General features: G+C 61.1%; 22 protein-coding genes and 2 tRNA genes. 15 read left to right on the forward strand and 9 right to left on the reverse strand.

Features of this window, described 5'->3' with window-relative positions; genetic code table 11:
- Nucleotides 1–15: 15 nt before the first annotated feature.
- Nucleotides 16–642, reverse strand: a complete 627-nt coding sequence (locus tag H5U38_11365; GenBank protein ID MBC7187623.1) for a hypothetical protein — start codon at nucleotides 640–642, stop codon at nucleotides 16–18.
- A gap of 600 nt (nucleotides 643–1,242) precedes the next feature.
- Between H5U38_11365 and H5U38_11370 the strand changes: the two genes are divergently transcribed.
- Genes H5U38_11370 through H5U38_11380 form a run of 3 tightly spaced genes read left to right on the forward strand, consistent with a single transcriptional unit; the run spans nucleotide 1,243 to nucleotide 5,008 of the window.
- The gene (locus H5U38_11370) at nucleotides 1,243–2,163 is read left to right on the forward strand and encodes a PhnD/SsuA/transferrin family substrate-binding protein (protein MBC7187624.1); all 921 of its coding nucleotides are present in this window, start codon (nucleotides 1,243–1,245) and stop codon (nucleotides 2,161–2,163) included.
- Nucleotides 2,160–3,608: a hypothetical protein gene (locus H5U38_11375; GenBank protein ID MBC7187625.1), complete on the forward strand. Its 1,449-nt coding sequence runs from the start codon at nucleotides 2,160–2,162 to the stop codon at nucleotides 3,606–3,608. The genes H5U38_11370 and H5U38_11375 overlap by 4 nt, the downstream gene beginning before the upstream one ends.
- 2 nt (nucleotides 3,609–3,610) lie before the next feature.
- Nucleotides 3,611–5,008: a sigma-54-dependent Fis family transcriptional regulator gene (locus H5U38_11380; protein MBC7187626.1), complete on the forward strand. Its 1,398-nt coding sequence runs from the start codon at nucleotides 3,611–3,613 to the stop codon at nucleotides 5,006–5,008.
- Nucleotides 5,009–5,514: 506 nt separating this feature from the next.
- Here the strand turns inward: H5U38_11380 and H5U38_11385 are convergent.
- Together H5U38_11385 and H5U38_11390 are read right to left on the reverse strand one after the other, a co-directional pair.
- Complete coding sequence (locus H5U38_11385) at nucleotides 5,515–6,606, reverse strand: DNA photolyase (protein ID MBC7187627.1); 1,092 nt, start codon at nucleotides 6,604–6,606, stop codon at nucleotides 5,515–5,517.
- A 23-nt stretch (nucleotides 6,607–6,629) separates the two neighbouring features.
- Nucleotides 6,630–7,616: a ParB N-terminal domain-containing protein gene (locus H5U38_11390; GenBank protein ID MBC7187628.1), complete on the reverse strand. Its 987-nt coding sequence runs from the start codon at nucleotides 7,614–7,616 to the stop codon at nucleotides 6,630–6,632.
- Nucleotides 7,617–7,798: 182 nt separating this feature from the next.
- On the opposite strand from H5U38_11390, the gene H5U38_11395 reads away from it, so the two are divergent.
- The 8 genes from H5U38_11395 (at nucleotide 7,799) to H5U38_11430 (ending at nucleotide 14,242) form a co-directional block, all read left to right on the forward strand.
- Nucleotides 7,799–9,304 (forward strand): alanine:cation symporter family protein, encoded by a 1,506-nt coding sequence (locus tag H5U38_11395; GenBank protein MBC7187629.1) that lies wholly within the window; start codon nucleotides 7,799–7,801, stop codon nucleotides 9,302–9,304.
- Nucleotides 9,305–9,306: 2 nt separating this feature from the next.
- Nucleotides 9,307–9,801, forward strand: coding sequence for a GIY-YIG nuclease family protein (locus H5U38_11400; protein MBC7187630.1), 495 nt, complete (start codon nucleotides 9,307–9,309; stop codon nucleotides 9,799–9,801).
- Between the two features lie 27 nt (nucleotides 9,802–9,828).
- Nucleotides 9,829–10,569 (forward strand): radical SAM protein, encoded by a 741-nt coding sequence (locus tag H5U38_11405; protein MBC7187631.1) that lies wholly within the window; start codon nucleotides 9,829–9,831, stop codon nucleotides 10,567–10,569.
- A 163-nt stretch (nucleotides 10,570–10,732) separates the two neighbouring features.
- Entirely contained in the window at nucleotides 10,733–11,581 is an 849-nt protein-coding gene (locus tag H5U38_11410) for a hypothetical protein (GenBank protein ID MBC7187632.1), read from the forward strand.
- Nucleotides 11,578–12,198, forward strand: coding sequence for a hypothetical protein (locus tag H5U38_11415; GenBank protein ID MBC7187633.1), 621 nt, complete (start codon nucleotides 11,578–11,580; stop codon nucleotides 12,196–12,198). Before H5U38_11410 ends, H5U38_11415 begins: the two co-directional genes overlap by 4 nt.
- A gap of 14 nt (nucleotides 12,199–12,212) precedes the next feature.
- Nucleotides 12,213–12,443: a hypothetical protein gene (locus H5U38_11420; GenBank protein MBC7187634.1), complete on the forward strand. Its 231-nt coding sequence runs from the start codon at nucleotides 12,213–12,215 to the stop codon at nucleotides 12,441–12,443.
- A 26-nt stretch (nucleotides 12,444–12,469) separates the two neighbouring features.
- A complete protein-coding gene (locus H5U38_11425) occupies nucleotides 12,470–13,723 on the forward strand; it encodes a 3-isopropylmalate dehydratase large subunit (GenBank protein MBC7187635.1) in 1,254 nt (417 codons plus the stop codon).
- Between the two features lie 21 nt (nucleotides 13,724–13,744).
- Entirely contained in the window at nucleotides 13,745–14,242 is a 498-nt protein-coding gene (locus H5U38_11430; protein ID MBC7187636.1) for a 3-isopropylmalate dehydratase small subunit, read from the forward strand.
- 379 nt (nucleotides 14,243–14,621) lie between these two features.
- On the opposite strand, the gene H5U38_11435 is transcribed toward H5U38_11430, so the two are convergent.
- The 3 genes from H5U38_11435 to H5U38_11445 all read right to left on the reverse strand — a co-directional run bounded on the left by H5U38_11435 (nucleotide 14,622) and on the right by H5U38_11445 (nucleotide 15,094).
- Nucleotides 14,622–14,699, reverse strand: a tRNA-Asp gene (locus H5U38_11435).
- 7 nt (nucleotides 14,700–14,706) lie between these two features.
- Nucleotides 14,707–14,781: transfer RNA gene (locus H5U38_11440), tRNA-Val, on the reverse strand.
- Nucleotides 14,782–14,788: 7 nt separating this feature from the next.
- Complete coding sequence (locus H5U38_11445; protein ID MBC7187637.1) at nucleotides 14,789–15,094, reverse strand: hypothetical protein; 306 nt, start codon at nucleotides 15,092–15,094, stop codon at nucleotides 14,789–14,791.
- 420 nt (nucleotides 15,095–15,514) lie between these two features.
- Between H5U38_11445 and H5U38_11450 the strand changes: the two genes are divergently transcribed.
- On the forward strand, nucleotides 15,515–15,775 hold the full coding sequence (locus tag H5U38_11450; GenBank protein ID MBC7187638.1) for a hypothetical protein: 261 nt from the start codon (nucleotides 15,515–15,517) through the stop codon (nucleotides 15,773–15,775).
- A gap of 31 nt (nucleotides 15,776–15,806) precedes the next feature.
- Entirely contained in the window at nucleotides 15,807–17,003 is a 1,197-nt protein-coding gene (locus H5U38_11455; GenBank protein ID MBC7187639.1) for a serine hydrolase, read from the forward strand.
- A gap of 11 nt (nucleotides 17,004–17,014) precedes the next feature.
- Here the strand turns inward: H5U38_11455 and H5U38_11460 are convergent, their stop codons facing one another.
- The 3 genes from H5U38_11460 to H5U38_11470 all read right to left on the reverse strand — a co-directional run bounded on the left by H5U38_11460 (nucleotide 17,015) and on the right by H5U38_11470 (nucleotide 20,882).
- A complete protein-coding gene (locus H5U38_11460) occupies nucleotides 17,015–17,620 on the reverse strand; it encodes a hypothetical protein (GenBank protein MBC7187640.1) in 606 nt (201 codons plus the stop codon).
- Between the two features lie 133 nt (nucleotides 17,621–17,753).
- Nucleotides 17,754–19,541 carry an MFS transporter gene (locus H5U38_11465; GenBank protein ID MBC7187641.1) on the reverse strand — a complete coding sequence of 596 codons (1,788 nt, stop codon included), beginning with the start codon at nucleotides 19,539–19,541 and terminating at the stop codon, nucleotides 17,754–17,756.
- Between the two features lie 135 nt (nucleotides 19,542–19,676).
- The gene (locus H5U38_11470) at nucleotides 19,677–20,882 is read right to left on the reverse strand and encodes an ornithine--oxo-acid transaminase (protein ID MBC7187642.1); all 1,206 of its coding nucleotides are present in this window, start codon (nucleotides 20,880–20,882) and stop codon (nucleotides 19,677–19,679) included.
- A 915-nt stretch (nucleotides 20,883–21,797) separates the two neighbouring features.
- On the opposite strand from H5U38_11470, the gene H5U38_11475 reads away from it, so the two are divergent.
- Both H5U38_11475 and H5U38_11480 read left to right on the forward strand, forming a co-directional pair.
- Nucleotides 21,798–22,115 carry a hypothetical protein gene (locus tag H5U38_11475; GenBank protein MBC7187643.1) on the forward strand — a complete coding sequence of 106 codons (318 nt, stop codon included), beginning with the start codon at nucleotides 21,798–21,800 and terminating at the stop codon, nucleotides 22,113–22,115.
- A gap of 49 nt (nucleotides 22,116–22,164) precedes the next feature.
- Nucleotides 22,165–23,355: a Fic family protein gene (locus H5U38_11480; GenBank protein MBC7187644.1), complete on the forward strand. Its 1,191-nt coding sequence runs from the start codon at nucleotides 22,165–22,167 to the stop codon at nucleotides 23,353–23,355.
- Nucleotides 23,356–24,445: the final 1,090 nt, after the last annotated feature.

The raw sequence follows: 24,445 nt of genomic DNA on the forward strand, positions 1-24,445 counted from the left end.
CTTTGCCGCCCGACCTCAAAAGCGAACGCGGTACACGGAGGATTCGGGCAGCGGCGCCATGCCTATGATGCGTTTAATCGCCAACAGGTAGTTGACGTTCTCGTAGCCGGTCAGACCGACCATCTCTTTCGCCTGCAGAATGGCCTCCACATGCTCGGACTCTATGCTGGCAGTCATTATCTTCGCCCCGTTGACGTATACCTCGGCCAGCTCAGCGATACAGCCGTTGATCGTAAAGCCAAACCGCCGCTTGAAGACGTGCACCGCGACGAGCGAAGGATGCGGGAGAATCAGCTCTTGAAGGAATTGGCGCAGGGTGTAGGTCTCCCGATTAAACTGGGGGCTGGCCACCCCAAACGCGGGGAATACCTGCTCGCCAATGATCTGCGCAGACATGGGGAACTGCCCTTTCATGCGGGGGTTCCACTGCTCCAAGCCCAGCTTCTTCTGCACAAGGACCTTAATGTCCATCAACTCATCACGGATCTTGGTGTTGTTCTCATTGTTCTCTGCAGAGACGATGTAGATTTCAAGGCTCTCGCGAATCTGCTCCACCGGGCTCAGCGTGCGCATTCTTTCTTCCACAAGTCCAAAGTTCTGCGCGAAAGCACGAAACTCAAATCGCGGTCTTACCTCTGCCATTCCTTCTCCTCCACCTCAGTTTGCTGGATTGCGATTCTCTCTGTCATGGCCGACGGCACGGCTTGGACCTGCTGCTGAAGCCTTAGCGCGGGGGGCCCTCACTTCGACTCGCGCAGGTGGGAGGCAACCGCCTCGCACTGCGACCGCTCGCTGGGGGAACACGTGCTCCATGAACCACTGCATTGTGCCCGATCCGATCCTGGCACCTCAGGTTGTCGTGGGCTGGTAAACTCGTGGCCAATTGTATGTTCGGCAAGAGCTGTGCCAGGGAGGGCCGACGCGAAATCAAGAGGTTAAGGCAGGCGAGAACAACGGCCGGTCGTCGGCTGTTGAGGTTTCGGCAGAAAGTCTGCCGAAATTTCGACAAAGCTCTTGCATTTGCCGAGTGAAAACTGTACATTTCATCCCAAAGGCAGTGCTCCGCCACCGGTCATAGAGGGTGCGAGCCTTTCAGAGGCGCCGATTGCTGTGCAAAGCAGCGTCATGTGACAATCCAGGCAGCAAGGCGGCCGGTGGCGCTCTACAAGAAGCGTGGCATCGTTTCCCTGCACGCACGGCACCTTCGTCTGCCATGACCACATCCGCAGCTTGGGGACTCCGATGAAGCGCAGGTTTGCGTATCTGTTCGCGAGCATCTTTCTCCTGGGGGTCATATCTCTCGGCCTCTATGTGGTTGTCATGGACATCCGGACGCCGTCGGCCTGGCAACACGCCGCGGCACCGGGGGAGGGCATCACCAAACGGGACACCATCCGCGTCGGTGTAGTCTCGCGTTTTGCGCCCAACCTCATCTATCAGGGTTACCAGCCCATCGTGGACTATCTCAACGAGGTGACCCCCTACCATTTCGTCTTGAAACTGGGTGGCTCCTATGAGGAGACCATTCAGCAATTGGTGCGGCGCGAGGTACAGCTGGCGTTTGTCGGCACCTTTGTCTACCTCAAGGCCAGGCACAAGTACCCTATTCGGTGCCTCCTCAGTCCTCTGAATAGGCGCTACGAGCCTTATTTGCGCTCCGTGCTCGTCACCCGTGCCGACAGCCCCATCCGCAGTGTTGCCGATTTGGTCGGCAAGAGTCTGGCCTTGCCTTCGCCCATGTCTTTCTCCGCCAATTGGCTGCTGCGCGCGGAACTGCCCAAATACGGCTTGCACGCAGCTGACCTTGCTGCCGTACGCCACTTTGACTTCCACCACACGGTAATCTACGAGATTCTCAGTGGCAGGATCGACGCAGGGGTAGTGAAAGATCGCGTTGCGGAGGAGTTTTTCGACAAGGGCATCCGGGTGGTCGCCTCCTCGCCGCCAATACCAGGCTCGCCGCTCGTGGTGAGAAGCGATCTCGATTCTACCCTGGTCCTGGCCATCGAGGAGGCCCTCCTCAGGGTGGACACCCGCAAGCCGGAGTTTGAGCAGTTGGTGCGAGATTGGGACCCTGAGTTCACCCATGGCTTCACCAGAGTTCAAGACAGCGATTACGACGAAGCCGAGGGTGCGGTTTTCTCCGGCGAGGACGAGCTATGAGGCCCAGAAAGAGCCTCAAGAAGCGCATCCTCCTCTTCCTCGGCGGACTGACGACAGTCCTGATGACGGCCGTGTTTGTCAGCGTTCTGCTGCGCTGGAAGAGCCTCATCCTAGACACCCACCGGCAGCGAGCCCTGGCCGTGGCGCACACCTTCTCGGCCTCCCTGCTGGATGCCCTCATCTACCAGGAAAGCCGGCCGATCCGCGATGAGGAGTTCTTGGCGAATCATATCCACAGATTCCTGTCCATGAATCCTGACATCAAGAGCCTCATCCTCTACGACCAGCGAGGGACGCCCATCTTCCGCAGCAGACTGGGGAGCGGCGCCCTGTCTGAGCAAACGCTGCGCCAGCTATCGACGGTTAAAGAGCCGCTGGTGCACATCTACCGTTCCGAGGACCTTGGCTGGGTTCTTGAGACCACCCTCTTACTCCGCATCCACAACCGGCAATGGGGATGGATGAGGATGGCGTTTGACGCCGAGCCGGTCCGGCAACAGCTCAAGTTCCTCTTCTTCCTCCTGTATGGCCTGGGTGCAGGTTTCACTCTCGTGCTCCTGGCTGCCACCTTTCTGATCGTCGACCGCCTCACGCAATCGCTGCGTCACCTCGTGAGCGAAATGCAACGACTCGACCTGGAGCACATCGAGCCCACCCGTCTACGCCCAGGCGATGACGAGGTGGGGCTGCTGGTGGAAACTTTCGAGATGTTGAAGAGCCGGCTGGTCCAGTCCCGGAAGCAGCTTCTGGAAGCCGAAAGGCAGGTCTATCAGGCCGAAAAGCTCGCCTCCATAGGCCGTCTGGCCGCAGGGGTGGCACACGAAATCAACAACCCTCTGCACGGTCTGAAGAGCTGTTTGTTTGCCATGCAGCGGGAGCCAGATAACCCGGTTGAGGTCACGAAATACCTCTCTCTTGCCGATGAGGCCGTCGACCGCATCTCCAGTGTGGTGGAAAAGCTACTGAACTTTTCGCGACAGGGGGCGCAGCAACGAACCGAAATGAACCTGAATGACGTCATCGAGAAGGTGCTTGCCCTAATCTCCTACCGCCTTGACAAAGGGGGTATCTCGGTGGTCAAGGAACTTGATCCCTCCTTGCCGAGCATCCACGCCGACCCGCAGCTCATCGGCCAGGTGGTCATGAATATGCTCATCAACAGCTACGACAGCATCCAGGATGGCGGCGAGATCCGCATCAGCACGCGGCGAGTTGATGGGCAGAAGGTCTGTATGGCCATCGCCGACACCGGTTGTGGCATCGCGGAGGAACATCTCGACAAGATATTCGACCCCTTCTTCACCACCAAGGAGGAAGGCCGGGGAACTGGCCTGGGGTTGTCGGTCAGCTTGGGAATCGTGGAGGCCCACGGCGGCACCATCACCGTGCACAGCAAAGTCGGGGTGGGCACCACGTTTCAGGTGACGCTTCCCATTGGAGGTTGAGCATGAAGGTCTTGCTCGTGGAAGACGAGAAGGTGTCGCGCATTGCCCTCAGTGACGCGTTAAGGAAGGCGGGTTACCAAGTAGTCGCCTGCGAGAGTGGCAATGAAGGCCTGGAGTGGATAGAAGAGGACCATTTCGAGGCGGTCATCACCGACTTGCGTCTGCCGGACCTGAGCGGCATGGAGATCCTGAAGGCGGCAAAGCAGAAGGATAAGGACTGCGCCGTCATTGTCGTCACCGCCTACGGCACGGTGGAAAGCGCCGTGGATGCTTTGAAGCTCGGTGCCTACGATTACCTGACCAAGCCCTTTTCCACGGACAAACTGCTGGCGATGCTCAAAAACATCCACCACCTGCACGAGCTGCTGCGCGAGAATCTCCAACTCAAGAAATGGGTCACCACCTACCAGGAGCGAGAGATCATTGGCAACTCTGCCCCAATTCGCCGGGTGGTGGAAATCCTGCGTTCGGTGGCCACAACGGACTACACGGTGCTCATCCAAGGAGAGAGCGGTACCGGCAAAGAGCTGGCAGCCCGCTTCTTGCACCGGACAAGCGAAAGACGACAAGGACCATTCGTTGCCGTCAACTGCGCCGCCCTCCCAGAGGGTTTGTTAGAGAGCGAGCTCTTCGGCTACGAAAAAGGGGCCTTCACCGGGGCCGTGCGTCGCCACGTTGGCTACATCGAGCGCTCCCGCGGGGGCACACTGTTCATTGACGACGTGGACGACCTGCCGCTCCGTTTGCAAGTCAAGCTGTTGCGCGTGCTGCAGGAGAGAGAAATCCAGCGTCTCGGCGGGGAACACCCCATTCCCGTGGATTTCCGTTTGGTGTGCGCAAGCAAGGCGAACTTGGCGCAGCTGGTTGCCTCGGGTTCGTTTCGCGAGGATCTCTATTACCGGCTGAACATCATCACCGTCACCATGCCGCCCCTGCGCGACCACCGCGAAGATATTCCGATCTTGATTGACCACTTCGTCAAGCGCTACGGCCAAGGCAAGGCGGGCTTTGCCCTCACGCGCACTCAGCTGGAGCAGCTCATGGCCTACGACTGGCCCGGCAACGTGCGCGAATTGGAGAACGTCGTGCAACGCATGCTGGCCCTGCCCCCGGGGGTGGATTTGCTGGAGCTCGGGAGCACTTTTCTGCCGGAAGTGCAGGAGCGCCAGAGTCCCGCATCTGCCTCGCCGCCTGCAGAGGAACTTCCGGCCCTTGCGGATTTTGTCAGGGCGCAGGAGTACGAACTCATCGCCAAAGCCATGCGTCTTGCCCAAAACAATATCAGTCGCGCGGCCCGGCTGCTCAAGATTCCGCGCACCACACTCCAGTGCAAGTTAGACAAGATGCGCCTGGCGAGACAAGGGGGACCACTGAGGGCTGGCGGAGAGGCAGTCCGGTGATGCGCGCGCAGCCAAAGCGAGTGCCGCCAGACCTTAGGACGACGCTGCAAGACGGTTTTGCAGCAGCAGGTAAGAGTCAGCCGAAGTAAATCCGCCGCGCGAGCCGTTCGCTGCGAACGCGCGGCTCGAGGACCAGCCGCACTTGCCACATCCTGCAACTCGTGGACGTAGATGGCCGGCAGCTCCTCCCGTCCGGCGACGGACTCGTCCACCGTGACCTGGTAGTCCAACCACTTGCCTTCCACCTTCTCAGACCAGCATCCAGCCGTTCGGTGACCCCACAAGGGGAAAGGAACGAGGAACCGGCGCTCTCTCATGCCAGGGCCATCCAGAGTCTTGAGCACCCTCCAGCATGATCCGTGCTGAACGATTTGCAAGACGATTGACAGGGCATGGCCCCTGAACTTGCACACTCTCGTTCGCCCACCAGGTGCACTCATGTGGAATGAGGGCATCGGGCACCGGAGAGGACTTTCACGCCAGGCTGGCGTTGTTCTTGGCGCTTCCTAAGGCAGGTGGACGCGCTCGTCGAGCAGACGGGCGAGGCCGGCGCTGTCCCCCGGCGACCATCCAAAAGATCGGCGCCAGACCTCGTCGCTTTCCATGCACAGGTAGACCAGAACGTGCGGCGCATGCAGGCGAATGCGCTGGTACAGCCACTGGAACATCTCCTCCCGAATCGCGCGAAAATAGCGCAACTTGCCATCCTTGCCGGGTACCAACTCCCCCAGCGGCAAATCGCTTTGCCTGTGGCGCTCGCGGATCAGCTCATCCAGGTGAGCGGGGTAGCGCAAGGCACCCAGGCTTATCCAGGCGATGTTCTCGGGCCGAGCGAAGGAAAAGAGGCGATCGACCACGCCCGCATACTCCTCCTTCCACCCCTCGTACCAGATGAGCGGGTCGAAGTGGAAGCCCAGCCGGTATCCGGCATCCTGCGCTTTCTGTGCCGCCTCCAGCCGCCGCGTTAATGGGGCACTGTTCGGCTCATGGGCCGCAACCATGCGCGCGGTGTTCAAGGACCAGGAGAGCACCGTGCGCCTGCCATGCTCGAGGCCCAATAGCGGCGCAATGGTGTCAGTCTTCGTCTTCAACTCGAGGAGGGCGTGCCTCTTGTCGGCAAAGTAACGCACCAGCTCCCGGTTCAAGTCGATGAGGTGGTCAAAGGCAAGGCTGTCGGCCAACTCGCCTGTGCCGATGCGCACTGCCGCCGGCCATCGTCGCGCCAAGAGCTCGTCCAGTTCCTGCCACAGGTCGGCACTGTTGGTGTAGATCGTCGCCACCGGGCAATTCAGATATCCTTGGAGAATACAGTAGCGGCAGCCGATGGTGCACCCCATGGCAACATTGAGGTTCCAATAACCGCAGCAGATGTAGCCCTTGGTGCCGGGGCACGGCTTGGCGAAATGCCCTCGCTGTCGCGCAAGGAGAAGGCTGTGCGCGGCCTCCTCCTCGGTCACCTGGGGAAACAGGCCGCCCTCCTCCGGCAGAAGGATGTGCTGCGCCCCGGGCAGCCTGTCGAGCACACGCTTGGTCAGCGGCTCCTCGGCTACCGAGGAGGCGATGAACACCTTCTCAGGAGCGAAGGCGCGGTAGGTCACTCTTCGTTCTCCGCGGACCTTTGTCAAGGCAGAAGCAGCAATTCTCGCAACGTCGAGCTTTCGGCGATTTGCTGAAGTCGTTGCGCCGCTGCCCGCAACTCCTCACCGCTCCCGAATTGTACGTGACACTGCCATTCGCCACCCTCAAAATTGGCTGGAGGAGAAAGACGCACATTGGCCGGGAGATCAAGACTGCGGATCAGCTCATGGGAGCGGCGTTCCGCTTCGGCTAAACGGGGGAACCGCCGCTGGCGCAGCCAGGTCAGCACCTTCTCCGTTTTCTGGCCTGGGCTCCAGTCGGTCTTTCGCAAGACCTCTTGCAACTCCGGCGCAGAAAGCACCTGCTGAATGGACATCGACTCCCTGCGCGCCACATCCTCTGCGAGTCGGACAAGGTCGCGTTGGTGGTTCTTCCCCAGGCGCAGCTGCGAGATCACGGCAAACAGGGCCGAGGCGTCGCCGTCGCTCATTTCGACGAGGCGGAGGGCCACCTCCTGGGAGAGACGGTCCTCGGCCAACCATTGCCGCATTGGCTCGGGCAGCCCGGCCAACGAGAGGTAACGCTGCAAGAGCGTACGGCTCCCCTGCAGGTTGAGGAGCGGCATGTACCGGCTTACAACCTCTGTTTCAGGCACATGGAATTGCCTGACCAGTTTGTGGAGGGCAACGGCGCACTCGACGACATTCAGGGCGCGGATGCCAAGATTGTCGCCCAAGGACCACACGAAGAGGGCAAGTTCAGGGACGGCTTCTTCCACACACCAAGCGGAGATGGTTGTTGCCCCCTGCTCCCTCAGGAGGGCGCACCGCCGGAACCCTGCGACCACTCGCCAACGGCCGTCCTGCCGCCTCTGCACAGTCGGCGGATTGATCAACCCCACCGTGTGCAGGGATGCCGCCAAAGCCGGGGGCGGCGGCCCATAGCTAACCTGATACCACCGATCCTCAAGGTCGATCTCCGTGAGGGCAACGCTTGCCAATTGCCGGGGAATGTCCTCTTCGATGCCCATGATCTGTCTCCCTTCGGGCAAGGAACGGCTGCACAGACGCGGACATATGCAAGTCTACAACAAGCTCTGCACAAAGTCAAGAGCAAAACCTAACCCGCACAAATAGATGTTGACATTGCCGCGATTTTTTGTTATCATACAAGCCACAAGCGACGACGAAACTCAGCCAGAGGGAGCTCGCCATGACCGCCTTTCTCGAGGAACTCTTGCGCATCTCGCAAATGCTGGCGGACTTTATGTGGGGCAACTGGATGATCCTGCTCTTGGTGGGCACCGGCGTGGTGCTCACCGTGGTGACGCGCGGCATTCAGGTGCGCAAGTTCTTTCTGTCCCTGAAATTCGCCTTCAGCGGCGCCTCCAAGAAGAGCGCCGTCCACTCCAAGCAGGGTGACATCTCGCCGTTTGCGGCGCTGATGACCGCGCTTGCTGCCACCGTGGGGAACGGCAACATTGCCGGCGTGGCTACGGCCATCGCCACCGGCGGACCAGGCGCGCCGTTCTGGATGTGGGTGTCCGCCCTCTTCGGCATGGCCACCAAGTATGCGGAAGGGTTCTTAGGGGTGAAATATCGCAAGGTCGCCGAGGACGGCTCCATGGCGGGCGGTCCCATGTACTACTGCCGCTACGGCATCAAGTGGAAGCCTCTGGCGCGCGTGTTGGGGATGGTATTTGCCGTCTGCGGTGCGTTCACCGCCCTGTTCGGCACCGGCAACATGATGCAGTCCAACTCCATGGCGCTGGCCTTCAAGACGCAGTTCCACGTGCCGACCATCGTGAGCGCCGTGGTCATCACCGTCCTGGTCGGCTTGGTCATCATTGGCGGCATCAAGCGCATTGGTGCGGTTGCCGAGCGCCTGGTGCCCACCATGATTCTCTTTTACCTGGCGGGGGCGGCTGTCATTCTCATCAGTAGGGCAACAGCCCTCGATGATGCCTTTATGCTCATCTTCCGCTCGGCATTCTCACTGCAGGCAGCAGGTGGCGCGTTGGTCGGCACGACCGTGCAGAAAGCCATCAGCCTCGGCGTGCGCCGCGGGGTGTTGTCCAACGAGGCGGGATTAGGCTCGGCAGCCATAGCCCAGGCGGCAGCCAAGTCGCCGGACCCCACGTACAACGGACTGGTGGCGATGACTGGCGTGTTCATCGACACCTTGCTCGTGAACACCATCACCACGCTCACGATCGTGGTCACCGGCCTGTGGATGCTCACCCCTGCGGCCGGAGTGGAGTTGTTGCGGGAAGGCACCCGCCTGGCCCCGGAGGCTGTCGCCACGCTTCCGCCCGCCGCCCAGCAACTTGCCGCACGCATAGGCTATGACCTGGCCAACGGCGGGCTGTCGAGCACGGCACTCACTACCATGGCCTTCAATTCGGTTATCCCCTTCGGCGGCTGGATTGTGGCCATTGGCTCTTTTCTCTTCGGCTATACCACGCTCATCGGCTGGGCCTACTACGGTGAGCAGTGCATCGAGTACATTTGGGGCGTCAAGTCGAAGATGCCCTACCGCCTGGTCTACATCACTCTGCTCTTCTTCGGCGCCTTGATGACTGGGAAGTACTTGAACATTGTCTGGTACGTGGGCGACACCGCCAATGCCATCATGGCCTTCCCCAATCTGATCGGGCTCTTATTGCTCTCGGGCGTGGTGGCACGTGTGACACGGCACCATTTCTTGGAGCAGATGTAGCTTTGCCTCAAAACGTAGAAAGTAAGGCGCAGAACGAGCCGACTCGCCACTACGTCTACATTGTCCGCTGCGGCGATGGTTCGTTCTACACGGGCTGCACCAAGAACGTCGAGGAGCGCGTCCGGCGCCACAACGGCGAACTGCACGGAGGGGCGCGCTACACACGCACGCGGCGACCCGTGGTGCTGGTACACTGCGAGGAGTTCACCTCCTTGCGAGAGGCGCGGCGCCGGGAGAGGGCACTCAAGCGCCTCTCGCGGACGGCCAAGGAACTGCTCATCGCCGGCAGCTCTGCAGGTGGGGCAGCGGATACGTTGGCCCAGGCAGGAGGCAGCAGGATTTCGGCCGCACGCAAGAAGGCCACCACGCGTATTGACGTGGATGAGCTGTATAAGAAGCTCCGCAAGCCCATGCCCAAACCGACGGTGGTGCACAAGGACCGCAAGCGCTATTCGCGGAAGCAGAAGCACCCGCGCATTCCTGAAGAGGAGGAGTGAGCGGTCGAGGCTCAATGCAACAGAACCATGTCGTCGCCCCTCCTCGTCAGGGAGATTCGCTGCAGGGCGGCGCTCACGCGCTCGCGCATTCCGGGAATTGACTATGCCCTGAATCCCTACGTGGGCTGCGCCCATGGCTGCCGGTATTGCTACGCGGAGTTCATGCGCGGCTATACCGGCCATGCCGAACCGTGGGGCAGTTTTGTGGATGTGCGCATCAATGCGGCCAGGCAGCTGGCAAACGATGTGGCGCGGCTGCGGCCAGGGGTAATCGGCCTGAGCACCGTCACCGATCCTTACCAGCCGCTGGAACGGAGGTACCAACTGACGCGTTCCTGCCTTACGGTCCTCCAGGCCGGCCTCTTCCCGGTGTCGATCCTGACCAAGTCGCCGCTGGTCACGCGGGACATCGACGTGCTCCGCTCTTTGGCAGAATGCGAGGTGGGACTGACCATCACCACAGATGACGAGCGCATGCGCCGACTGTTCGAGCCCTGTGCACCACCGGTTGTGCGGCGGCTGGAGGCGCTGGCGGCGCTCAAAGCGGCAGGGCTGCGCACCTATGCCTTCGTCGGGCCGGCGCTGCCAATGGATCCGCAACATCTGGCGAGGTTGCTCGATGGCCTTGTGGACGAGGTCCTGGTAGACCGCATGAACTATGCGCACAAGGTCGTCTCTCTGTATCGCGCCCACGGCCTGACAAAGTACCTGTCCAATGCGTACTTTGAGGAAGTTGAGGCGGCGATGTCATCTGTGGCGCGACGCTAAGCTCCGGATGCCCTCTGCATCTGGCTGTTGCATTTGTGCGGCGTTTCTGCTAAATTGCAGGGCCAATGAGAGCCGTCGAGCAGACATTTCCGCTGCGAAGCAACGATGCGCCGCGGCGCTACCACCGCATGGGCCATTCGTTAGCCAGCTCGCAGGAGCGCTGATGAGCAGTTTGCGTCCGCCTATGCGACGCACGCGCAGCGCGGCCGAAGTCGCCATTTTGGCAAACCAGTTGCGCGCGCATGCGCTGGGCAAAAAGGTGGTCCAGGCCTGGTTCCCCCAAGGTTGGGCAGGCGAGTTGCCGCCACGACCCGAAGCGCTTGTCCGGCACTCACGGGTCGCAGGCGTCGACCACTGTGCCACCTGCCTGACCATCGACTTTGACACAGGCCTGTCCATGGTGGTGCAGCTTGCCAAAGGAGGCTCGGCGCGCTGGGTGGCTGGCCCAGAGCCAACGCGCGAGGACGAGCAGATGGTCGTGCGCTTCGAGCGCGACACCTGGCTTCTGGTGAAAGTGGAAGGCCCTCGGGCAACAAAGTTGCTGCCCAGTGCGAACCTCCGGCGCCTGCCTCCGCTCAAGGGCCTCGGGCCGGACGTCCTGTCCGCGGAGTTTACTCTGGAGGTGCTGCGCGCCGCACTTGGCAAAGCGGGTGCGCGCATGGTGCGTCCCCTGCTCCTTGACCAGCGGCGCATCGCCGGGCTTGACGAGCCGCTTGTGGACGAGATCCTGCTCCGCGCACGCATTCACCCCCGCACCGAGGCGCGCCGCCTCTCTGCGGAACAGCAGCGAGGCCTGTTCGAAGCCATCCGGGAGGTGTTGCGGCAGGCAATGGAACAAGGAGGCTCAGCAACCACGGGCTTTGTGGACCTGCATGGCAAGCGCGGCAGATTTCGCTCCGCCGGCTGGGATGCGCGCATACGCACATGCTGGCGTTGCGGCACTCCCCTCGCCCGCCAGCTCTGCGCGCGCCGCCCCTGTTTCCTGTGTCCCCTGTGCCAGGAGCTCTCGTGAACGCGACCCCTTTTCTGACGGCAGTGGTTGTCGCGCTCGCGACACAGCGGTGCCGGCAGACGACGATGAGCCTGGAAGACCTCGTGCGTTGGCATTTGGCTCATCACGCGGGCATCCAGGTGCAAGACGTCTACAAGATGTTCCACCAGGCCGTCTATGGCCCGGCGCACATACTCGCCGATCCGGAGCGTGCGTTGCGGGAGTTGCGCCGCGAATGGCTGGAAGTGCAGGCCTCCGGAGAAGAACCTCTGGCAGAACCCATTTCCCCGGACCACTCCGTGGTGCGCCTCAACCTGCGCCGGTACAAACAGATGGGTGGCGCCGTCGAAGCTCTCTGGCAGGCGCTGTTAGAGTCCGCCGGCGCGATGCACAGCAGCGACGAGGCCTTCTTCGCCCTGTGGCGGCCTTTTGCTGCTGCGGTACGTCGCGGAGAGCTCCCTTTTTCCGCCTGGGAAGTTGCGGCCATGGAGGACTCCTTGGCGAAACGGGGAGTAGTTGCCGTGCATCACTCAGAAGCCTACCGTCGCGCCAATGCACCGGCTTATCGAGTGCTTACCGCAGCGGCCCTCCGCCGCTTGCGGAGGTCACTTGCGAAAGATCGTGGGGGCAAGCCATAGCTCAGGAGGGAGACATGTCCTGTTACCTGCGTCATCTCAGCAGTGAGCTGCACGAGGCGGGCATCGAGCTCACGCCGGCCAACCGGCGGCAGGTTGATCAGATGCTCCACGAATTGGTGGGTGTACCGTTCAAGGCCTGTCCCGAGGCCTGGAAAAGGCTCAAGGAGGAGCTCCGCGGCGACCCGACACGCCGCGCCGCCTTTGTGGCCCGCCTGCGGGACCTCTGGGCGGCCAAGAGCAAATGAAGGACTGACAACCAAAAGGGAGGCCTATGGGCAAGACTTTCGCGGAAAAGGTCCTGGGACGCAAAGCAGGAAAGGAAGTGGTAGCAGGCGAAATCGTGGAGGTCACTCCCGACGTAGCCATGAGCCACGACAACACCGCTGCCATTGCCAAGACCTTCTACAGCATCGGCGTGGAGAAAGTCTACAACCCGGACATGCACGTGGTCATCTTGGACCATTGCGTGCCGGCAGCCAACGAAAAGTTCGCGCTGAACCACAAGGAGGTGCGCGAGTTCGTGGCCAGGCAGGGGATCACCCACTTTTACGACATCCACCGCGGTATTTGCCACCAGGTGTTGCCGGAAGAGGGCTTTGCGCTTCCTGGGGAACTCATTGTGGGCAGCGATTCGCACTCGACCACCTACGGCGCGTTCGGCGCCTTCGCTACGGGCATCGGCCGCAGCGAGATGGCGGTCATCTTTGCCACCGGCAAGATCTGGCTGCGGGTACCGGAGACCATGCGCATTGTGGTGACCGGCGACCTTCCGGAAGGCATCTCTGCCAAGGATGTGATGTTGCACATCATCGGCAAACTCACGGCAGACGGTGCGCTGTACAAGGCAGTGGAATTCACCGGCCCCACGATCCGGCAAATGAGCATCGCCAGCCGCATGGTTCTCACGAACATGGCTGTGGAAATGGGCGCCAAGATCGGCTATGTCGAACCCGACGACAAGACCCTGGCATGGCTCGAGGGGCGGGCACGCCGCCCGTTTGAGGTGGTCACTTCCGATCCGGATGCGCTCATCGAGGAAGAACACGTGTTCGACGTCAGCAACCTCGAACCGATGGTTGCCTGCCCCCACACAGTGGACAACGTCAAACCGGTGCGCGAGGTGAAGGGGGTAAAGGTCCACCAGGTGTTCTTTGGCTCTTGCACCAATGGGCGCCTCGAGGACTTTGCCGAGGTGGTGAAGGTGCTGCGGGGCAGGCGCATTCACCCCAGTACGCGCATGATCGTGATTCCCGCCTCTCAGCAGGTGCTCAAGGAAGCGCTCGCTGCCGGCTACATCGCCGCGCTGGTGGAGGCTGGAGCGGTGATTGTCAACCCTGGTTGCGGGCCGTGCATGGGCAATCACGAGGGGATCCTGGCCCCGGGCGAGGTGACCCTGAGCACCTCCAACCGCAACTTCAAGGGGCGCTTTGGCTGCAAGGAAGCGGAAATCTACCTCGCCAGCCCGCGTACCGCAGCGGCAACGGCCCTCACCGGCACCATTACCGATTTCCGCGAAGTGGTCTGAAACGCAGGAGAGCAAGCTGCCATGAGCATAATTCGAGGAAGAGCCTGGAAGTACGGTGACGACGTGAACACCGACGTCATCTTCCCCGGGAAATACACCTACACAGTGACCGACCCCAAGGAGATGGCCAAAGTGGCCATGGAAGACCTCGACCCACGCTTTGCGCGCGAAGTACAGCCAGGCGACGTGGTCGTGGGAGGCAAGAATTTCGGGTGCGGCAGCTCTCGTGAGCAGGCCGCCTTTTGCCTCAAGTACGCCGGCGTGGGCGCGGTGATCGCCAAGTCCTTCTCCCGCCTCTATTTCCGCAACTGCATCAACGCCGGCCTTCCGGCCATTCAATGTCCGGAGGCGGTCGAGGCCATCCAGGACGGGCAAAGCGTGGAGGTGGACCTCAAGGCCGGCCTGGTGCGCGTGGGGAGCAAATCGTTCTCCTTTCCCCCGCTCCCGCCAGAGGTCATCGGCATCTTCGAGGCCGGAGGTCTCATCCCCTTCACGCGCAAACGGCTGGGCCTGGAGTAAACCACCGAGCGAACTTTACGCGCAGAGCAGGCGAACTGGCGGTCTGCAGCTCCCCCAACTGAATGCGACGGAAGCTCGACCGCCCTTGCTGACTCTGAGCCAGACGTAGATCGACCAAGCGCCGAACACTGCGGGGCTATTCTTGGACAGGACTTTCCTCACCCTGCGAGCCAGGTCTTGTTTTGAGGATCCTTGATAACTGGGCTTTCGGGCACAGCCAGGGCAAAGGACGATTCGCGCAGCCACGAGCCCGGGCGGGCAAGGGGAAGTGGAAAGCGCGACCTCATACCCTGCGTGCCACTCAACTATGCGGATGGGAGGTGGACGCTACATTAGGACGCTCACTGCGTTGGGCATGGATCGCGCTCACACAGGTAAATGGCGGGGCCGACGGGACTCGAACCCGCGACCTCTGGCTTGACAGGCCAGTGTGCTAACCAAGCTGCACCACGACCCCGTTGTAGTGGGCGATACTGGACTCGAACCAGTGACCTCCTGCTTGTAAGGCAGGCGCTCTGAACCACCTGAGCTAACCGCCCGCGTCTGCTACCCCTGCGACGAGGACGACGAGGTAGGGCCCGGCTGCTCGCTGGGCCGCTCCCCCTGGTTCTTCCCCCTCCAGATAATTGCAAGTGGCATGATGACACAATAGCCGGCAACCAGAAGGATGGGGGCCACGGTGAGGGTAAGAAAACCGTTAACCGGCGGCTGAGCAAGACAGACGTAACCGATGACAATCACCAGCAGCCCCAAGGCCGCAAGGATATAATTGGTCTTGCCCAGAGCGATCCCTTGTCGCCTGCTCCACGCGTCGCGCCGGCCGCCCTTATGTCGTTTCGCTTCTTTGCTCATATGGCAGGGCAAATATACAGAAAAATATCCTCAATGTCAAGTGCAAAAAGCCTGTGGATTACAGCGGACGGCGCTCCCAGTGGCGGTAGGGAAACGGGAGGTTTGCGCTACTCCGCAGGCAACTTGCGCACTGGTTTTTGCGCAAATCCGATGTTTGTGGTACAAGGCGCCCCCCAGACTCATGCCAAAATGCTGCATGACTGCCGCCCCGGGCGCTCGAGTCGCCCATGAGGTTTGGGGAGCACGGTTGCCCGGGGAAGAAGCCTCAAACCGCGGCGCCATCCTCGTTGGGGTTGGGGTGGCGCAAGGGGGAGCTCCCACCCTTCCTCTCCACGGCCCTCAAAGATTCTCCTTGCATTTCTCCCTTGCCCTGGTTACCTTTGCCCAGACAAAGCACGAAGCAGATGACCGGAGGCAACCATGTCAGTGTTAGGGTTTTTCGTTCTGTTGATTGTAGCTGCCATATGTGGCTCCGTGGGCGCCGCGATCGCCGGCTACTCTCGCCGCGGATGTCTCACCAATATCGCCATCGGCCTGATCGGCGCTTTGATCGGCAGCTGGATGGCGGGAAAACTGCACGCCCCCTTGTTCCTGGTAGTGGAGGGCATCCCCGTGCTCTGGGCGGTGGTCGGCGCCGCCCTGTTCATGGCCGTCATCGGCGCCCTCAGCGGCAGACGATAGCCCACATTTGCGTCAGCTCGAGGAATAGCCCATGCGTCCACTCTGCTGGATCACATTCTTCGCTTTGAGCCTGTGCGGGCTCACTGCCACATGGGCCGGTCTCCCGCACGCGCGACCCGAAGAGGTGGGGATGTCCAGCGAACGCCTCGCCCGACTGGACGAGCTCATCACTCAAGCAGTGACCAAGGGGGAGATACCGGGCGCGGTGGTCCTGGTCATGCGCCACGGCCGTATCGTGGTGCACAAGGCCTTTGGCCATTCTCAGCTCGTGCCGGAGCGCAAGCCCATGGAAAGAGACATGATCTTTGACCTGGCCTCCATGACCAAGCCAGTGGCCACCGCCACCTCGGTGATGATCCTGGTGGAACAGGGCAAACTCCGCCTGCACGACAAGGTAAAGACCTTCGTCCCCGAGTTCACCCCCTTCGTCGACGACAAGGGGGCGCCGGCTGAGGACGCCTGCGTGTGGCATCTGCTGACCCACACCTCAGGTCTTCCCCCCTATGCCAATGCCGACAGCGTTGCGCGCCGCTTCGGTCGCCCCTGTCCCACAGACTCGCTGGTTGCCTACATCGCCAAGCTCAAGAAGCTCAATGCACCCGGCAAGGAACTCCACTACAGCTGCCTGGGCTTCATCACCTTGGCCCACATTGTGCACCAGGTCTCCGGCCAGCCTCTTGACCAATTCGCCGACGAGCACATTTTCCGGCCTTTGGGCATGAAGAGCACCGCCTTCTGTCCCGGCAAGGAGCTTCTGCCGCGGGTCGTCCCCACCGAGGTGGTGGACGGCGCGCCCTTGCACGGCGTGGTGCACGATCCCTTGGCGCGCTTGCAGGGCGGTGTTTCGGGCAATGCGGGACTCTTTTCCTCTGCGGAAGACCTCGCCATTTTCGCCCAGATGATGCTCAACCAGGGGCACTATGCAGGCGTGCGCATCCTCAGCCCTTTGACCGTGCGCCTGATGACCTCTGTCTATCCCGAAGTGCCACAGGCTGGCCGTGGCCTGGGCTGGGACATCAGCAGTGCCTACGCCTCAAACGGCGGGGACCTTTTCGCTGGCGGCTACGGCCACACGGGCTACACCGGCACTTCCATCTGGATCGACCCCGCCACTGACGCAGCGGTCATCTTGCTGACCAACCGCGTGCACCCCAAGGACGTAGGCAGCGTGGTGCGTCTGCGCAGCCTCGCGGCAAACGTCGTGGCCGGGGCAATCGTCGGGCCGTAGCTGCAGCGCCCTCATTCGGCCAAAGCCCAGAAGTGGAATGGGGGCGCGGGGAAGCGGTCAATGGCCTTCAAGTAGCGACCCGGCCGGAACAGAAACGCCGGCCCCCGCTTCACCTCCTCGCCGTTCACCTTGGTCACGGCGTATGAGGCGCCGAAGTAACGATCGCCGTTCTGCACCGGGGTGATTGCGAAGCAGATCTCGTAGATGATGGTGGTATCCGGCGCGAAAAAGGTGTACGTGTAGCGCTCGCCCCCTCGGACCGTAGTCCTGAACAACAACTCATCGAGAATCCGGCCGGCACCGGTGTCCACCCGGGCAAAAAAGAGGCCCTCCTCCGTCTCCCGCACTGCGAAGAATTCCCCCAAAGGCAGGTACTCTCTGCCCTGCAGCATTACCGGTTGCCCGATCTGCCACACCACCGTTTCCACCATGCGGGCCGCTCCAGGTAGGCTGTCATAGATTGCATGGCGATATGCCCAGGATGCGCCCACCGCAAGAGGCAGAAGCCTGGTTCCCGAGGGAAGCGTTTCCGGAACCTCGGTGGGCCACTTCTCTGCGCAGCAAATGAAGACCATGCCGGCGGCGAACCCTACCAGCAAAATTTTCCGCGCAGACATTGCTCATGCCCTCCCCAAATTGTACCGAATATGCGGCCGTCTCTGGAGGCTGCAAGAAAACGACGAACGTAGCCCACACCCGATGCACGCTATGGCCAGACGAGCAGCCCCTGAGAACTTTGCCCCAATTGAGCTACGTCCTCTTTTCCTCGTCCCTCTTCTTGCCAAACTCCGGGTCCAAAGGGAGCAGCGTCACAATGATGAACCCGGGGATGGTGCAGAGCAGCACCCAGAGGAAGAACTTTTCGTAGCCAATCAGCTCCTGTATCCACCCGCTGATCATGCCGGGCAACATCATGCCCAGCGCCATAAAGCCGGTGGCGATGGCAAAATGGGCCGTCTTGTACTCCCCCTCTGCGATGTAAATCATGTAGAGCATGTAGGCCGTGTAGCCAAAGCCGTACCCGAACTGTTCGGTCGCCACGCACAGATTAATCAGCAGAAAGTTGTCCGGCAGATAGTGCGACAAATAGACGTAAACCACGTCAGGCACGTTGATGGCCAGCACCATCGGCAGAATCCACTTCTTGAGGCCGTCCCGCGCCACTAAGAAGCCACCGAGAATGCCCCCTAACGACAGCGCCAACAACCCCACGGTGCCGTAGACAAAGCCCACCTGTCCGGTGGTCAAAGCAAGCCCGCCTGCCTCCTGGCTGTCCAAGAGGAACGGGGAGGCGATTTTCACCAACTGGGCCTCGGCGAGCCGATAGAGCAGCAATAGCGCCAGGGCAATGCCGATCTGCTTCTTGGTGAAGAAGGTGGCAAAGGTGCGGGCAAAGTTGGCCAAGAAAGGCCTGAGGCCACCGGTCCGACGCGGCACATCGGCCTTCGGGTAGGGCAGCACGAAGCGATGGTAGACCATGAACAGCAAGAAGAGGGCCCCGAGCCCGGCAAAGGTGAGCGTCCAGGACAGGCGGACGTTGCCGGCGCGCGCCACAAATCGCGCAGAACTCGGCGTGCGCAGCTTAGGATCAAGCTGAATCACCGCCACCGCCGGTTGCGCCCAGTTGTCGCTGGTGAACTCGAACCTACCCCCTTCGACCAAAGAGATGCTCTTGTCGCCACCCTCCCGGCCAAAGTGCACCACCACGCTCTTGCCCGCCGGCGGCGGACCCGACAGATGCAGCCAGACCAGCCCGACGTTCCCCGCGACGGTCTGGCCGCTCTGGCCTGCGGAGCGCGAGCCGAACACCGCCACAAATGCCGCGGCCACCCTTCTGGCCACATGCCGCTGCCACCACGAGGGGTGTTGGGCCCGTGCTGCCTGCCGCTGCTCGGCAACCGCGCTGGCTGTCGGTTGCCGCCGGGTGTTCCACTGGCGCGCGCGAGCGATGAGCTCATTGACCTCCGCCGGCGCTCGGGTCTGCAAGCCGATGGCCAAAGTATCGGGCCTGACGATGATCCGCAGCTGTCCTTCGGTCGGAGCGACTGTGCTGTCGGCCCAGATGACCTCCGCCCCTGCGCGGGTGGCCAGCACCGGCACCTCCACTGGCCGCAAGCCCGTGTGGCTCTCGATGTAGCCCGCCACAATCACCAACAAGCCCTGACCGGTGAGCATCGCAAACCGGTAGAAGGTGCTGCGAATGCCCACGAACCACGCCTGCTGGTGTTGGCTCAGGCCCAGCATGTAGAAGCCATCTGCCGCAATATCGTGCGTGGCAGAACTGAAGGCCAGCAGCCAGAGGATGGCCAACGTCACCTTGAAAAAGTTCGGCAACGGGATAGCCAGCGCCATCGAGGCCAGGGCCGCGCCAATGACCAGTTGCATGAGGACGATCCACATGCGCTTGGTCTTGATAATCTCGACCACCGGGCTCCACAGCGGCTTGATCACCCATGGAAGGTAGAGCCAGCTCGTGTAGAGGGCTATCTCGGCGTTGGACATGCCCATGCGCTTGTAGAAAATCACCGATACGGTCATCACCACGATGTAGGGGATGCCCTCGGCGAAGTACAGACTGGGCACCCACAGCCACGGCGAGCGCCCCTTCTTCTGCGCGGTCTCTTGCTCTGTCACCTACTCCTCGTCTGCTGAGGTCTCAAGCACCGTTCCGGCTCAAGGCAGCGTCTCCAACACCTCCTTGATGCGCACGAACGCCCAGTCGATGTCCTTCTTGGTAATGACCAGCGGCGGCGCAAAGCGGATGACATGCTCATGGGTCTCCTTGCACAACAGGCCCTTCTTCTGCAATGCCTCGCAGAAGCGCCGTGCGCCCCCTGCCTGCGGATGAAGCTCCACGCCGATGAGCAGTCCCTTACCCCGCACCTCCTTGACGTGCTTGCTGTTGATGGTGCGGAGCTTTTCCATGAAATAAGTGCCCATCTTGAAGGCGTTCTCCGCCAAACGCTCCTCGACGATGACCCGCAATGCCTCCCTGGCGACCGCACAGGCGAGAGGATTGCCGCCGAAGGTAGAGCCGTGCTCGCCTGGGGTGAACACGCCGAGCACCTCCCTCTTGGACAGGACCGCCGACACTGGATAGAACCCTCCGCTCAGCGCCTTACCGATGGTGATGACATCCGGCTTGATCCCCTCGTGCTCGTAGGCGAAGAGCTTGCCGGTCCGGCCCAACCCTGTCTGGATCTCGTCAAGCATCAAGAGTACATTGTGCGCGCGACAGATCTCCGCCGCCTGGCGCAGATAGCCCACCGGCGGCACGATGATGCCTCCTTCGCCCTGGATGGGCTCCACCAAGAAAGCCACGGTGTTTCTGTTGATGGCCTTCTCCAAGGCGCGCGCATCCCCGTAGGGGATAATCTTGAAACCCGGCGTGAAGGGGCCGAACCACTGGCGGTAGAGCGGCTCGGTGGAAAAGCCGACGATTGTGGTCGTGCGTCCGGCAAAGTTGTTCTCGCAGACAATGATCTCGGCCTTGTCTTTCTTCACGCCCTTCTGCGTGTAGCCCCATTTGCGCGCCGCCTTGATGGCGGTCTCCACTGCCTCGGCGCCGCTGTTCATGGGCAGCACCATGTCAAAGCCGGTGAGCTCGCAGAGCTCCTTGCAGAAGAGGCCGAGTTGGTCGTTGCGAAACGCGCGTGAGGTGAGGGTGAGCCTGCCGGCCTGGCGCGTCATCGCCTTGACCAGGCGCGGGTGACAGTGTCCCTGATTGAGGGCAGAATAGGCGCTGAGAAAGTCGAGGTACTGATTGCCCTCTACATCGTAGACCCAGATGCCTTTTCCCTTGGTGAGGACGACGTCCAGTGGGTGGTAGTTGTGCGCCCCGTACTGGTCCTCGATCCGGATCAGCTCCTCTGTCTTCATCCAGTCTCCTTTCGGCTGTTCCAACTCTTGCACACCCGTTGGCAAAAATACAACAAATGCCAGCAATTTGCAAACGCAATCTTGGGCGCAAAAGTGGCACGCCTTGGCCGCAGCTTGTGCCCCGCTCGCCCGCATTTCCCGTGTTCGTGTGGTCAGGGCGGAAGCGACACCGGAGGTTTGCCTGGCGGACCTGCCGAGATGCTCAAAATCCTTGACTATTGCCCACGGATTTCCTAAATTGTTCGCGAAACGGCGAGCGAGACCAGCATGGGAAGTTGCGCGGCGAGGGGACGCACCGCGCGGAGGTCAGCTAATCCTGCAGACGTTTCAGAGGGAGGTAAGAGAGGCCACCACTCTACACCGAACAACATCTCCCGTTTTCCACGATCTTTCCGCCAGGCGAATCAAGCCGACTGTGCCATGCGCGGGGCAGGGGTCACTGGGACATGACGAGCAAAGGACAACGACGGTCTGCGCTCATGTTCCTCGCCACGGCGCCCGTGGCGGGAAAAGAGCTATGGAGGCCCGCCCGAGGGGGCAGGGCTGTTAAGGGGAAGGCAGATAGGGGGCTTCGCGACGGGAAGGGCAACTCTCAGTGTGCATTGAGACTTGGGCCAAGAGGATGAGTGGGTCTTGTCTGGAGGAGAGATGCGAAGCCGGGGTTGTCTCTAAACCACATAAAGAGTAGTTAGCCGCGGGGGAGAAATCGCGGGGCACGTAAAGGGAATACCGATACAGGGGTTGGTCGGTCGGTGCAATAACGTGGGGGTTGAGCCGGAGGCAGGCAAACGGCCGTGTCCCGGCGCGCGAAGGAGAAAGCGTCTAACCCGCCGCTGCAGCCGACGCCGCCTGCGGCGGCGCCGCTCAGTCGCAGGCCGTTAGCGGCTTTCTAACAACGAGGGTTCAAAGCAGGCGATGTCAAAGAAGGTTTACGAGCGAGCCATCACCAGTTGGCCCGAAGAAGATCGGCCACGAGAAAAGCTACTCAAGTACGGCGCGCACATCTTGAGCAACGACGAGCTTTTGGCCATTCTCATCCGCACGGGCGTGGAAGGCTCAAGCGCCGTTGACCTGGGCCGCGAACTGCTGCGCCGGTTCAAGACCCTGCGCGCACTCAGCGCCTGCGATCCAGCCGAATTGCGCGAGATCAAGGGCCTGAGCACCGCCAAGATCGCCCAGATCAAGGCGGCGGTGGAATTGGGGCGGCGGGCGCTATTTCAGTTTTGCCGATGAGGGACTGATCGAGGAATATCAGATGCAGGCTATTCGGTGAGGTTGTCTTGTGAACCCAGAACAGTTCCGCAAAAGCACGTCCGGTCAGGTCGTCCGTGTGGGACAGGGTGAGGCTGCTTATTGGGCCTTTGTCCCTCATCCGCTGCCGCCGAGTCTGCCGGCGGATTGGGAGTTGACCCGCGCCCTTTCGGAGGCCGACCGCGCCCTGAGCGAACTGGCCGGTCTGGGGCGCACCATGCCCAATCCCCACTTGCTGATCGGGCCGTTCGTGCGCCGTGAGGCTGTGCTTTCCTCGCGCATCGAGGGCACGCAGGCCAACATTGCCGATCTGTACGCTTACGAGGTCGGCCAGTTGCCGTTGCCCGGCCTGGAAGCGCCGCCCGAAGCGGATGTGCGCGAGGTGCTCAACTATGTCAACGCTCTGGAGTACGGCCTGAAGCGCCTGGAGACCCTGCCGGTCAGCCTGCGCCTGATGCGCGAACTGCACGAACGGCTGCTGGCCGGTGTGCGCGGTGAGCACGCCACGGCAGGCGAGTTCCGCCGCTCCCAGAACTGGATCGGCCCGCCGGGGTGCACCCTGAACGAGGCCACTTTTGTCCCGCCGCCGGTCCCGCAGATGCACGAAGCTCTGGACGCTCTGGAAAAATACTTGCACGGCGACGATGTGTATCCACCACTCTTGCGCCTGGCGCTGGTTCACTATCAGTTCGAGGCCATTCATCCCTTCGTGGACGGCAACGGGCGGATTGGGCGTTTGCTTCTGTCGCTATTGCTTGTCCAGTGGAGGCTGTTGCCGCTGCCGTTGCTCTACCTGAGCGCCTATTTCTATCGCCACCGCCAGGACTACTATGACCTGCTCTTGGGGGTAAGTGCACGGGGCGCGTGGCGTGATTGGCTGCTCTTTTTCCTGCGCGGCGTGGCTGAGCAGGCGGGGGATGCCGCAGCGCGCGCCAAGAAACTGCAGGACTTGCAGGAAGAATGGCGTGCCCGCCTGACCCAGGCGCGGACCTCTGTTCTGACTTTGCGTCTGGCGGATTCGCTTTTTGCCAACCCAATCCTTACGATTCCACAAGCCAAGCGCTTGCTCCAGGTTGGCTCTTATCACAGCGCGCAAAAGAATGTGGAAAAACTGGTGAGCGCCGGCATCCTGCATCCGGCGGAAGAAGCGGCTTATGGCAAGACGTACATAGCCGCCGAGATTTTGCGCATCATCCACGACGAGTTTCAAGATACGGGGTAAAATTGCACTTTTTGGTCGAAAAGTGCAATTCTGGCCCGTTGAATTGCACAAAAGTACAAATCTGGATTCGCAAAGGATACCAAGTAGGATCCCTTCGTGGCCTTAGTGTCCTTCGTGGTTTTTGATTCCGGCTTGTCTGGGTTAGGAGTGGGTCATTTGTTTCTGCCCTGGATGCCGCACTGGGGGAGAATGGTCAGCAATAGACACGGTGCGATTCATAATGGGCCGCATAACAAGCGGCTGGAGCCGACGCCGCCTTCGGCGGCGCGGCTCAGCCGCTAGACGTTAGGCGCATTACGGTTCCAGGAGAATGAGCCTCCCGTTTTGGAAGAACCTGTGGAACGCGCTCGTAGCTTCAGAGGAGCAGCTTTCGGAGGCCGGCGTTCGAGGCTTGCTGGCACATCTGCCACAAGTCGACACGGAGACCCTGCAGTTTTTCGAGCCTCCCTGTCGGGTCATGATCGGACATGAAGTTTTTGTTCCGCATGTTCTCGGCGAGTTTCGCGATCCTTCCGTCGCCATCGTCTACGGGGAGGGGCGTGGGCACGCGTTCGTGCGCGTGAGCACGGTCGCGAATGTCGCTGGCAGGCTACCGCCCCATGCTCGGACCCTGGGTCCGCTGGTTCGCGCGCTAGACCACCAAGGCTTTCGCGTGAAAAACATACGGCACTTCGTCTGTGAAGTGTCGAGCGCCTCGCGAGGCGCTGCAACTGACCGCTATTCCGCTGCGCCCCATAGCGACAGGTAAGCTTGGCCGTTAGGCCAAAAGCCGAGGAGGGATCCACGAATCGAGCAAGGTGGGAGTAGATTGTTAAGAAGTACTCGGAGCCTATCTGTTTTGGTCGTATTCAAGAATGCGCGACATCATCTAAGTGGCCCGAGCAAAGAAATCGACGAGGATCTTCCTGTTCCGGAAAACAAAGATGGAAGTAGCGTTGCAGCCATTGGGAGAACTAGGTAAGATTGCAGGGTTCAGAACATCGTGATATGCAAAGAGATGTTTCATGATCGAGTACGAGTTTTCGGAACACGCTTATGAGATGCTGAGGGAACTGAACATTCAGGAGTCCTGGGTGAAGTTGGCTATAGA

Source organism: Calditrichota bacterium, from assembly GCA_014359355.1.
GTDB lineage: Bacteria > Zhuqueibacterota > Zhuqueibacteria > JANLFK01 > Oleimicrobiaceae > Oleimicrobium.

Excerpts from the sequence above, each read along its gene's own strand:
- H5U38_11460 (MBC7187640.1), bottom strand. The coding sequence starts at position 17,620 with ATGTCTGCGCGGAAAATTTTGCTGGTAGGGTTCGCCGCCGGCATGGTC.
- H5U38_11470 (MBC7187642.1), bottom strand. The coding sequence starts at position 20,882 with ATGAAGACAGAGGAGCTGATCCGGATCGAGGACCAGTACGGGGCGCAC.
- H5U38_11405 (MBC7187631.1), top strand. The coding sequence starts at position 9,829 with ATGTCGTCGCCCCTCCTCGTCAGGGAGATTCGCTGCAGGGCGGCGCTC.
- H5U38_11450 (MBC7187638.1), top strand. The coding sequence starts at position 15,515 with ATGTCAGTGTTAGGGTTTTTCGTTCTGTTGATTGTAGCTGCCATATGT.
- H5U38_11475 (MBC7187643.1), top strand. The coding sequence starts at position 21,798 with ATGTCAAAGAAGGTTTACGAGCGAGCCATCACCAGTTGGCCCGAAGAA.
- H5U38_11370 (MBC7187624.1), top strand. The coding sequence starts at position 1,243 with ATGAAGCGCAGGTTTGCGTATCTGTTCGCGAGCATCTTTCTCCTGGGG.
- H5U38_11465 (MBC7187641.1), bottom strand. The coding sequence starts at position 19,541 with ATGACCGTATCGGTGATTTTCTACAAGCGCATGGGCATGTCCAACGCC.
- H5U38_11430 (MBC7187636.1), top strand. The coding sequence starts at position 13,745 with ATGAGCATAATTCGAGGAAGAGCCTGGAAGTACGGTGACGACGTGAAC.
- H5U38_11420 (MBC7187634.1), top strand. The coding sequence starts at position 12,213 with ATGTCCTGTTACCTGCGTCATCTCAGCAGTGAGCTGCACGAGGCGGGC.
- H5U38_11375 (MBC7187625.1), top strand. The coding sequence starts at position 2,160 with ATGAGGCCCAGAAAGAGCCTCAAGAAGCGCATCCTCCTCTTCCTCGGC.
- H5U38_11410 (MBC7187632.1), top strand. The coding sequence starts at position 10,733 with ATGAGCAGTTTGCGTCCGCCTATGCGACGCACGCGCAGCGCGGCCGAA.
- H5U38_11380 (MBC7187626.1), top strand. The coding sequence starts at position 3,611 with ATGAAGGTCTTGCTCGTGGAAGACGAGAAGGTGTCGCGCATTGCCCTC.
- H5U38_11425 (MBC7187635.1), top strand. The coding sequence starts at position 12,470 with ATGGGCAAGACTTTCGCGGAAAAGGTCCTGGGACGCAAAGCAGGAAAG.
- H5U38_11390 (MBC7187628.1), bottom strand. The coding sequence starts at position 7,616 with ATGGGCATCGAAGAGGACATTCCCCGGCAATTGGCAAGCGTTGCCCTC.
- H5U38_11445 (MBC7187637.1), bottom strand. The coding sequence starts at position 15,094 with ATGAGCAAAGAAGCGAAACGACATAAGGGCGGCCGGCGCGACGCGTGG.
- H5U38_11455 (MBC7187639.1), top strand. The coding sequence starts at position 15,807 with ATGCGTCCACTCTGCTGGATCACATTCTTCGCTTTGAGCCTGTGCGGG.
- H5U38_11365 (MBC7187623.1), bottom strand. The coding sequence starts at position 642 with ATGGCAGAGGTAAGACCGCGATTTGAGTTTCGTGCTTTCGCGCAGAAC.
- H5U38_11395 (MBC7187629.1), top strand. The coding sequence starts at position 7,799 with ATGACCGCCTTTCTCGAGGAACTCTTGCGCATCTCGCAAATGCTGGCG.